This window comes from Microcoleus sp. B3-D7 (assembly GCF_036705305.1).
Taxonomy (GTDB): Bacteria; Cyanobacteriota; Cyanobacteriia; order Cyanobacteriales; family Microcoleaceae; genus Microcoleus.
On sequence record NZ_JAUBUE010000089.1, the window covers coordinates 1 to 9088 of the forward strand.

The 9088-nt window shown below is 42.9% G+C and carries 10 protein-coding genes and 1 pseudogene; 4 read left to right on the forward strand and 7 right to left on the reverse strand.

Features of this window, described 5'->3' with window-relative positions; genetic code table 11:
- Positions 1-24 precede the first annotated feature (24 nt).
- Together QUB25_RS28790 and QUB25_RS28795 are read right to left on the reverse strand one after the other, a co-directional pair.
- Complete coding sequence (locus tag QUB25_RS28790) at positions 25-291, reverse strand: hypothetical protein (RefSeq protein WP_333060360.1); 267 nt, start codon at positions 289-291, stop codon at positions 25-27.
- Positions 292-587: 296 nt separating this feature from the next.
- Entirely contained in the window at positions 588-803 is a 216-nt protein-coding gene (locus tag QUB25_RS28795; RefSeq protein WP_333188775.1) for a hypothetical protein, read from the reverse strand.
- 341 nt (positions 804-1144) lie between these two features.
- Between QUB25_RS28795 and QUB25_RS28805 the strand changes: the two are divergent.
- Positions 1145-1780 (forward strand): annotated as a pseudogene (locus tag QUB25_RS28805) (ISAs1 family transposase).
- Between the two features lie 286 nt (positions 1781-2066).
- Here the strand turns inward: QUB25_RS28805 and QUB25_RS28810 are convergent.
- The 4 genes from QUB25_RS28810 to QUB25_RS28825 form a co-directional block, all read right to left on the reverse strand.
- Positions 2067-2447 carry a hypothetical protein gene (locus tag QUB25_RS28810; protein ID WP_333188777.1) on the reverse strand — a complete coding sequence of 127 codons (381 nt, stop codon included), beginning with the start codon at positions 2445-2447 and terminating at the stop codon, positions 2067-2069.
- 109 nt (positions 2448-2556) lie between these two features.
- Entirely contained in the window at positions 2557-3525 is a 969-nt protein-coding gene (gene secF / locus QUB25_RS28815) for a protein translocase subunit SecF (protein ID WP_333188779.1), read from the reverse strand.
- A gap of 142 nt (positions 3526-3667) precedes the next feature.
- Complete coding sequence (gene secD / locus QUB25_RS28820; protein ID WP_333188780.1) at positions 3668-5065, reverse strand: protein translocase subunit SecD; 1398 nt, start codon at positions 5063-5065, stop codon at positions 3668-3670.
- Positions 5066-5209: 144 nt separating this feature from the next.
- A complete protein-coding gene (locus QUB25_RS28825; RefSeq protein WP_333188781.1) occupies positions 5210-6193 on the reverse strand; it encodes an alpha-ketoacid dehydrogenase subunit beta in 984 nt (327 codons plus the stop codon).
- Between the two features lie 194 nt (positions 6194-6387).
- On the opposite strand from QUB25_RS28825, the gene QUB25_RS28830 reads away from it, so the two are divergent.
- From QUB25_RS28830 to QUB25_RS28840, 3 genes are all read left to right on the forward strand, one after another.
- Positions 6388-6972: a Uma2 family endonuclease gene (locus tag QUB25_RS28830; protein ID WP_333188783.1), complete on the forward strand. Its 585-nt coding sequence runs from the start codon at positions 6388-6390 to the stop codon at positions 6970-6972.
- 201 nt (positions 6973-7173) lie between these two features.
- Complete coding sequence (locus QUB25_RS28835) at positions 7174-7725, forward strand: hypothetical protein (protein ID WP_333188785.1); 552 nt, start codon at positions 7174-7176, stop codon at positions 7723-7725.
- A 169-nt stretch (positions 7726-7894) separates the two neighbouring features.
- On the forward strand, positions 7895-8242 hold the full coding sequence (locus tag QUB25_RS28840) for a transposase (RefSeq protein ID WP_333188787.1): 348 nt from the start codon (positions 7895-7897) through the stop codon (positions 8240-8242).
- A gap of 175 nt (positions 8243-8417) precedes the next feature.
- Here the strand turns inward: QUB25_RS28840 and QUB25_RS28845 are convergent, their stop codons facing one another.
- Complete coding sequence (locus tag QUB25_RS28845; RefSeq protein ID WP_333188789.1) at positions 8418-8879, reverse strand: cupin domain-containing protein; 462 nt, start codon at positions 8877-8879, stop codon at positions 8418-8420.
- Positions 8880-9088 lie beyond the last annotated feature (209 nt).

The window sequence follows — 9088 nt, forward strand, 5'->3', positions numbered from 1 at the left end:
CAATTGACTTTTGTATGGATCGAGCTAATCTGAACGGAGGATAACAGAGCCTAATTGCAGTTGGTTCGAGCGACCGTTAGAAGTTATGCGAACTTTATCAATCTCTCTAAGAATAGAGGCATATTTTTGAAGTGCCGAGGTAATTTTTTCGATGCACTCAGATTCCCCCGCCAAAATTATGGGAACAAAATATCCACATTCATTGATGCTGGAGTCCTTGAATCCAAAGCTTTTGGATGGGGAATTTGCGTATTCCGAGGCGCGAGTCGTTTCCCTTAAAGAAGTCAACATATTGCGTCCTCCAAAAGTGAGTTTAGCGGTAGATACAGCCTTGGATTTAGAGCTTCTGAAACGGCCAGCGACCTTGTTTATTTCGCTCATTCTTATTTCACCTATCTATCAGTTTGCCCTATTTTTGCAGCACTGCCATCCGCGATCGCACGGAATTTATATTCTGCGTGTTTTCCCTTACTTCCGCCAAACGGCCAATTACCGACGATCAATCCGATATCCTACTGTTGAAACCGCAAGGTAAACGCATCTTAACTGTAAGCCAAAATATGCTACAGTTATAGCCGACTAATTTTCTATATATTTTCTTGTAGTGTGGTGGTGCTATCAATGGCAAGAGGTTTTAGTAAAGCTGTAACTTCCCAACAAAAACCAATAGATTCATTGCCTTCCCTGAATATTTTAAATGCCACTTTTTGAGAAGGCTTTGCCAATTTGAAAGACCCAATAATAGAAAGAAGTAAAGAACATTTGCTCAAAGATATTAGATCAATTGCGATTCTAGCTATCATCAGCGGTGCAGAGGGGTTGATCCGGAATAGAAGCCTATGGTAAGGCTAAATATGAATGATTAAAAAGCTTTCTAGAATTACCCAATCGTATAACATCTCATGACAGGTTTAGTCGAGTGTTTGCCAGAATTGAACAGCAGCAGTTTCAAGAAGATTTTTTGAGTTGGGTAAATGCGATAGTCTGGGAATTAGAACTAAACGTGATTGCCATTGATGGCAAAAGGATCTTATGACCGAAATGACCAGCAAAAAGCGCTACATATAGTTACTGCCTGGTATTCATCTCATCAATTAGTTTTAGGACAAAACAAGCCCATAGACAATCTAATGAGCTAACAGCAATTTCGGCATTAATAGAAATGTTAGAACTGGTGGGTCGTGTAATAACCATAGATGCTATGGTATGCCAAAAAGACATAGCCTCTTTGATTGTCCAGAAAAAAGGGGATTATGTTTTAGCTTTAAAAGGCAATCAAAAAATCCTCTACAAAGCTGTGAAAGAGTGGTTTGAGGTAGCGAACAAAGAAGATTATTTATGCAATAAGTAAAATTATTAGGAGCGAGTAGAAGCGGGAGATCATAGATTGAAAAAAAGACAAGTCTGGACTATTGATGTATCCGAGTTACCATCTCTGCATAATCAAGAATTAGGGACGGGATTAAAAACGGTTGTCATGATAGTTAGTGAACGACGGATGTGGAATAAAACCACGACAGAAGCTCGTTTTTACTTGAGTAGTTTAAGCAGTAATGCTGAGACAATTGCTGGGGCGCTCCGCAGTCACTGGGGCATTGAAAATAGCTTACATTGGACGCTAGACGTTACATTTTGTGAAGATGAAAGCCGAATTCGGAAACAGAACTCTCCCGAAAATTTTGCGCTTCTACGTCGCGAGTGCTATAAACTTACTGAAACAAGAAAAAACTTCAAAACAAAGTCTAAAAATGAAACGGTATCGAGCTGCAATGGACAATAATTATTTAGTTAAAATTTTAAACTCGGCCAGTTAATACTCGAAATATAATAGCAATCTAAGAAGGAAAATTATCCGGCTTTAAGAAGTTCAGAAAATCTTAAGGTTGTGATTTAATCTGCTCAAGTCGGGTTAAAATTAAGAATTTTAAGAAGGTTTTTTTAGTTAGTTATGAATGCACAAATTCACGTTTTTGTCAAATTAATTTAGATGCGTTTACCCTGGTTGAAACCGCTTCTGGTCAAACTTTCGTTCCTCTGGCTTGAGACTAAAGAATAAAGCCCGTCGGCTACCGCGAACCTTTGCAAACCCATTTCCACAAAGGATGACTCGGCCCCTGTTGGCGAATGCGGCGAACTTGTTGTTCCAAACCCTGTTTTTCCCGCAGGGGCAATCCTCGCACCATATTGCGACTTTGCCAAGTTAGCACAGCTAAAGTCATTCCCAAGCACAAACCCAAACCCAGAGTCGGCCAGCGATGAAAAGATAAACCGTAGCGCACCGCCGCCCAAGTGAAGTGTTCTAACCACAAAGCGATTTCGCGGCGCAAACTCCAAATGCTCAAAGAACCGATGCTAGTCCACAGCAATATCACAGTTAGCCAGCGACCGTAAACTGTTAGTTTGTGAAGCCTTTGGACTTCAATTTTAAAAGTTTGGTCAGTAGTCATTTGTTATTTGTCATTTATCATTGGTGATTGATTATTGATGATTTATTATTAGTCAGTCAACAGTTAACCGTCAACAGTTAACCGTCAACAGTTAACCGTCAACAGTCAATTAAACTTCCTCTGACTGGTTGATTCCTTCTGCGGGGACGGGGATAGACTGGTCCGGGCGACTGCGCCACCAAGCTAGCAGCGTACTGGCAATGAAAATACTCGAATACGCACCCGCAATAAAACCGACAATCAAAGCTAAAGCAAAGTATTTGAGGGTTTCGCCGCCAAACAAAAAGATGGAAAACAGTGTCAGGAGAGTAGCAAAAGTCGTGTTAATTGACCTTCCCATGGTCTGCATAACAGCATCATCGACAATTTGATTGATCGACTGTCCCGGATTTAGCTTGATTATTTCTCGCACGCGATCGTAAATTACCACTGTATCGTTAACAGAAAAACCGATGATTGTCAAGAGCGCGACCACAAATAAACTGTCAACTTCCACTCCTTGAACTAAACCCAAAAACGAGAAAACACCAAGAGTAACCAACACGTCATGGAACAGAGCAACGAAAGCAAAAAAGGCGTAATCCAACTGAAAGCGGAACGTTAGATAAACCGTAATTCCAGCAAACGAAAGAAATAAAGCCAACAATCCCGAAGTAAATAATTGTTTACCGAGGGTAGGCCCAACCGTATCAATTTGAGTAGATTGAGGAGCAAAAGCGCCTATCTTTTCGCTCAAAGCTGTTTGTAAATTCGTCCGCTGTTCGACATCCAAAGTTTTCGTTCGCAGCGACAAACCTCGCTGTTCTTGGCCGATAACTTGAATGCTGCTGCCTGCCAAACCTTGGGCGTCCAGGACTTCGCGGACAGCAGCAATATCGATGGGTTTACAATTTTCCGGTTTCGTGCAGTCGAGTTCAAATTGCAGGCGAGTGCCACCGATAAAGTCCAAACTGGGGCGCAGCGGTGCGCGGATGTCGGGACGAGTCCAAGAAATCGCCATCGACACTATACCTGCAAGGATTATAGCGGCGGAAATACTCCACCAGAGCGATCGCTGTTTGATAACACTGAATTTCATAATTTGAAGGAAGAGGGAAGTTCGGCAACGGATTGTGTAACGGATGTAACGGATTGAAGGAAGAAGTCAGTAGTTATTGGTTATTGGTTATTAGTAGCAGCTAACTAACACATAACTAATAACTAATAACTAATAACAACAGTTAACTATTAGCAGTTTTCGACAAATTGGGACAGAACCACTGAGGTTTTCGCAGCGCCGGAAAGCTTAACACTACCAAAAGTAGAGTGCGGCTGCAAGTAATAGCAGAAAACATACTCACTACTACGCCCAATCCCAGAGTTACAGCAAACCCTTTAACTAAACCAGCGCCCAACCAGAACAAAGCAACACAAGCAATAACCGTTGTGACGTTGCCATCTAAAATGCTGGAAAAAGCGCGGTAAAAACCCGATTCGACCGATCGATAAAGCGATTTCCCCGCCCGCAACTCTTCCCGCGTGCGCTCAAAAATCAGCACGTTAGCATCCACGGCCATCCCGATGCTGAGCACAAAACCAGCAATTCCCGGCAGCGTTAATGTCACTCCCAAAAGCACGAAAGCTGCCCAAGTTAACAGAGCATAAATTAACAGCGCAATATTGGCAATTACGCCAGGGAGTCGATAGTAGGCAACCATGAAAATCAAGACTAAAACTAAGCCGCCTATACCTGCGTTAATACTGCTTTGAATGCTGTCTTTACCCAAGCTAGCGCCGATCGTGCGGTTTTCTACAATTTCGACAGGCACAGGCAAAGCGCCACCGCGCAATTGCACTGCCAAATCGTTGGCTTCTTGCGTTGTAAAGTTGCCTTGAATTACGGCACTCCCACCAGTAATTCCTGTTTGGGCAAATTCAACGCCGACGACTGGAGAACTGATCATTCTTTCGTCTAGGAAAATACCGATACTGCGTCCCGTGCCGGCTAAATTTTTAGTGAGTTGGGCAAACAGTTCGCCTCCTTTGGTATCGAAAACAAGAGCAACGTTCCAGTTGTTCCCAGCCGCCAAGGGTTGAGGTTGAGCGTCTTTGAGGTTTTCACCACCGAGGCCGCTGCTTTTGAATAGTTTGGCGATCGCCTCATTGCTTCTTTTCAAAGCAGCCTGATTTTCTTTAATAGCCGCCTCATTGTTGCTACGTTTCAATTCTTCTTGTTTGAGCAGCAATTCCTGCTGCAACTGCCTCTCAATGCCTAATTGTGCTTCTGTTCCGGGCAGTTGTTCCAGAAATTCTAGTTTTGCCGTGCCGCCCAAGACTCGTTCTGCTTGCTGTGGGTCATTTACTCCGGGCAACTGCACGAGAATTTGGTCTTCTCCTACTGTTTGGACTAATGCTTCGGAAACTCCCAAACCGTTAACCCGGTTTTCGACAATCCGCCGCACTGCTTCTAACATTCCCTGGTCAATTTTGGGAATTGTGGGGGTAGTTTTTACTTGAATTGTGAGTTGCGACCCTCCTTGCAAGTCTAATCCCAGCCGCGTCGGAATTGTTACTATTACAGTAATGGCAGCGATGATTAAAACAAAAATTAGGGCTAATAGGGAACGTTGTTTTTGCATATTTAATTATTAGTCATTGGTCAGTTGGCAGTTGTCCGTTGGCAGTTGTCCGTTGGCAGATTTTAGTCATCAGTCATCAGTCATCAGTCAACAGTCATCAGTCAACAGTCAACAGTCAACCAATGACTACTGACTAATCACTATTTATACTCGCAAAGCTACCATTTTTTGGACTGCCTCGACAATTTGAGTGGGCTGGACAATGGTCAGTCTTTCCAAATTGCCGTTGTAAGGTGTGGGAATATCTTGTGAAGACAGCCGCAAAACCGGTGCGTCGAGCTCGTCAAAAAATCGATCGCTAATCGAAGCAATTAGTTCGGCACCAATGCCTCCTGTTTTCATGCACTCCTCTACAATAATTACTTTGTGAGTTTTGCGAATCGATGCGCCGATAGTCTCCATGTCCAGGGGTTTGAGAGAAATTAGGTCGATTACTTCTGGATCGTAACCTTCTTTTACCAGGGCGGGCACGGCTTGCAAGACGTGGTGCCGCATCCTGGAATAAGTCAGGATTGTGACATCTTTGCCCGATCGCACAATTTCTGCTTTGTCCAGCGGCACTAAATATTCTGTTTCTGGCAAATTTTCTTTGAGGTTGTAAAGAAGAACGTGCTCGAAAAACAGAACGGGGTTATCGTCGCGGATGGCTGATTTTAAGAGTCCTTTGGCGTTGTAGGGAGTCGAACAGGCGACTATTTTCAAACCGGGTACTGCTTGGAAATATGCTTCTAAGCGCTGGGAGTGTTCCGCGCCGAGTTGCCGACCCACGCCGCCGGGCCCGCGAATTACCATTGGCATTTTGAAGTTGCCGCCGGATGTGTAGCGCAGCATTCCGGCGTTGTTGGAAATTTGGTTGAAGGCCAGCAGCAAAAAGCCCATGTTCATGCCTTCGATGACAGGTCGCAGTCCCGTCATTGCTGCGCCTACTGCTAGGCCTGTAAAGCTATTTTCGGCGATCGGGGTGTCGAGCACTCTAAGTTCGCCGTACTTGTTGTAGAGGTCTTTGGTGACTTTATAGGAACCGCCGTATTGACCTACGTCTTCGCCGAGTACGAATACGGCGGAGTCGCGGGCCATTTCTTCGTCTAACGCCTCGCGGAGGGCGTTGAACAATAAGGTTTCTGCCATAGGAGGTGAAGCAATGATTGCAGGAGGGTCAGATTAGAATCTTAACCTTTTGGGGGTGTCGATCTAGGAGTTGATCGCAAATTTGACAGTTAAAACCTGAGACTTGGCCAATCTCTATCATAACATTTGTATTATGTCAACGAATATTTAAGTTAAAATAATACTAACTTGCCTGCCCACAGCAGAGGAATATTATGCTCCAGACAAAAACTCAACTCACTCTGGAAGAGTTTCTCGCTCTTCCCGAAGGAGAAGGTGATATTACCTACGAACTTATTGACGAGCAAGCAGTACCGAAAATGTCACCTAAAAAATTTCATTCTCGCCTCACCAGAAGCCTAATAAAACTCCTCGAACAGTGGGGTGACGAACGGGGAGAAATTGGTGTAGAATGGGCGGTGAAATTAACCCGCCAGGGGCGAGACTGGGTGCCAGTACCCGACCTTTTATATGTTTCTTACCAACGCTTATCTCCTGACTGGAATCAAGATGAAGCCTGTCCTGTAGTCCCGGAATTAGTCATAGAAATTATTTCACCAGAACAAACTTTCGGTCAGTTAGCTGCTAAAGCGAGAGATTATTTAGATGCTCAGGTATTGCGGGTTTGGATAGTAGATAGCAAGGCGAGAAGTCTTACAGTTTTTTACCCCGATGCAGCACCGCAGACTTATATGGGAGATACCCTATTAAAACAATACTCCGGACAGTTTTTAAAGAGGGATGCGCTCGCAATAAAGCACAGAAGCGAAAAAAGTGAGTGCAATCAGAACCCAAAATAAACAGAAAAAACGGCGCTCTTTTAGGTTAAAATATAAAATACACAAGCTTAATAGATTGCCTTATGAAGATTATTGAATCCATCTTTACAATAAATCCCGGGGATGAGTCAACCCCCAAAGAAGTTTTTAGTCACTTTATTTTAAACTATTTTGCTTGTCTATGGCAAGGTCAATTTCACGAATCTCAGTCGTTATAGTTATTTGAGCGAAAAAAACTACCGTCGTCACTTTCTCAAAAGCTTTAAATTTCCACAATTTACTCAATATTTTCTTGAACTTGCTTGGAATCCTGAACACACAGTCATTGCTGTTATTGAGGGTTATTTTTTGAGAAAACGTGACCCAAAAACTGACGGTAAAGCTTATTTTTATAATGGTGTAGCTGGTAAATCGAAACAGGGGTGGGAAATTGCTGTGATTTCTATTGTCGAAATTGAGAGTCGTTTATATTATAGCTTAAGCGTACAGCAAACTCCATCACGTCCTCAAATAAAGCCCGTGAAAAAACTGCCAGAAAATCATAAGAATTGCTGGTCAAAAAACACTCGCCAAAAACAGGACTCTCAAACTTCAAAGCCTGACTTCACAAGAGTTAATGACTATGCACAACATTTGAAGAATACTCGTTATTTCTTCCCAACTTTTGTATGTTATTTAGTCGCTGATGGCTATTACTACCGCTCTAAATTCTGGGATGCTGTGCGGGAGTTAAATTTAGACTTTATTAGCAAGCTAAAAGTTGATGGTAACTGACGCTATCTTTATACAGGCGAACAAAATAAACTGGGAACTCCTCGTAAATATGATGACAAGGTTGATTGCCATGATTGGAGTCGTCTTAATTTTGTTAAATAAATAAAACCGGGAGTTTCAATCTCTACATTGATTTTAGGCGAGTTGTTGTTTAAATTGCAAAATTAGTTTGGCTTGTATCTCTGAAGTTCAAGCCAACGGCAAAATCACAAATGCTTTATTATTTAGCACTGATGTTCACCTACCTCCCGAACAAATTGTTGAATATTATCAGGCTCGTTTCCAGATTGAATTTATTTTTCGTGATGCCAAGGAATTTACGGGATTGTCTGATTGTCAAGCTCGTCATTTACCACAGCTTGATTTTCATTTTAATGCCAGTCTTCTTTCCTTGAATTTAGCCAAACATCCACTCTATAGTTGTCATTCATCTGCCAAGTCGTTTGTGTTTTCAATCTGTTCTTATAAACGGTGCGAATTCAATAAACACTTACTTTCTACTTTTATTGATAAGTAAGATTTAGACCCGGATTTGATTTAAAATCATCCTAATCTTCCTTCAGTCTTGTCTTATGATACTTTAGCTGCTTAAAAACTGTCGTATTGTTATATCACACCTCATCTTTCTGATAAATGCTATACCACAAAGCGTGTTCCGCCGAAGTCCCAAGGTTCACTTAACTCATAAAATTTTAACTCTCATAAACCTCGCCATTTTTGCGAGTAAAAATCCAACTATTCCCGTTAGCTTTCGCAATTAGATCGTCATCGGGATATTCGGCACTATCTCCCGGAGTGCGATCGCCAATTTCGAGATAAACAACATCTGCATTCGAGCGGTTGACTAAATGATGCCCATCTGCATCACCCGCCGGAAAACCCGCCGCCATACCCGGTGTCAGCACTTGCTCTCCCGAATTTGTAATCAGAGTAACTTCCCCTTCCAGAACATAGATTAACTCATCTTGACGGGTATGCCAATGCCTGAGAGCAGAACAACTTCCCGGCGCAAGTCTCACCCAATTTACCCCAAAATTCTGCAATCCGGCCGCATCGCCCAAGCGTTTTTTAACTCTCCCCGCAACAGCAGATTGGAATTGCTGAGGGTACTTGGAACCCGTAAGTTGCGGCAGATTTTTAGGCTCAATAATCATATAACGAAGCTGACAGCAGTTGTGAGTTTTCTCTTCTTTCTCTTGCTTGGCGTCCTAGGGTTTACGCGCGGCTTCGCCTAACGCGCCTTCGCGGTTCGCTTTTCTGTTTTTATTATTACAAAACACGCTTAAATCAATACTCCGGACAGTTTTTCAAGAGGGAGGCGATGGCTTCGGCAAGCAACGCTTACGCAATAAATCACAGAAGC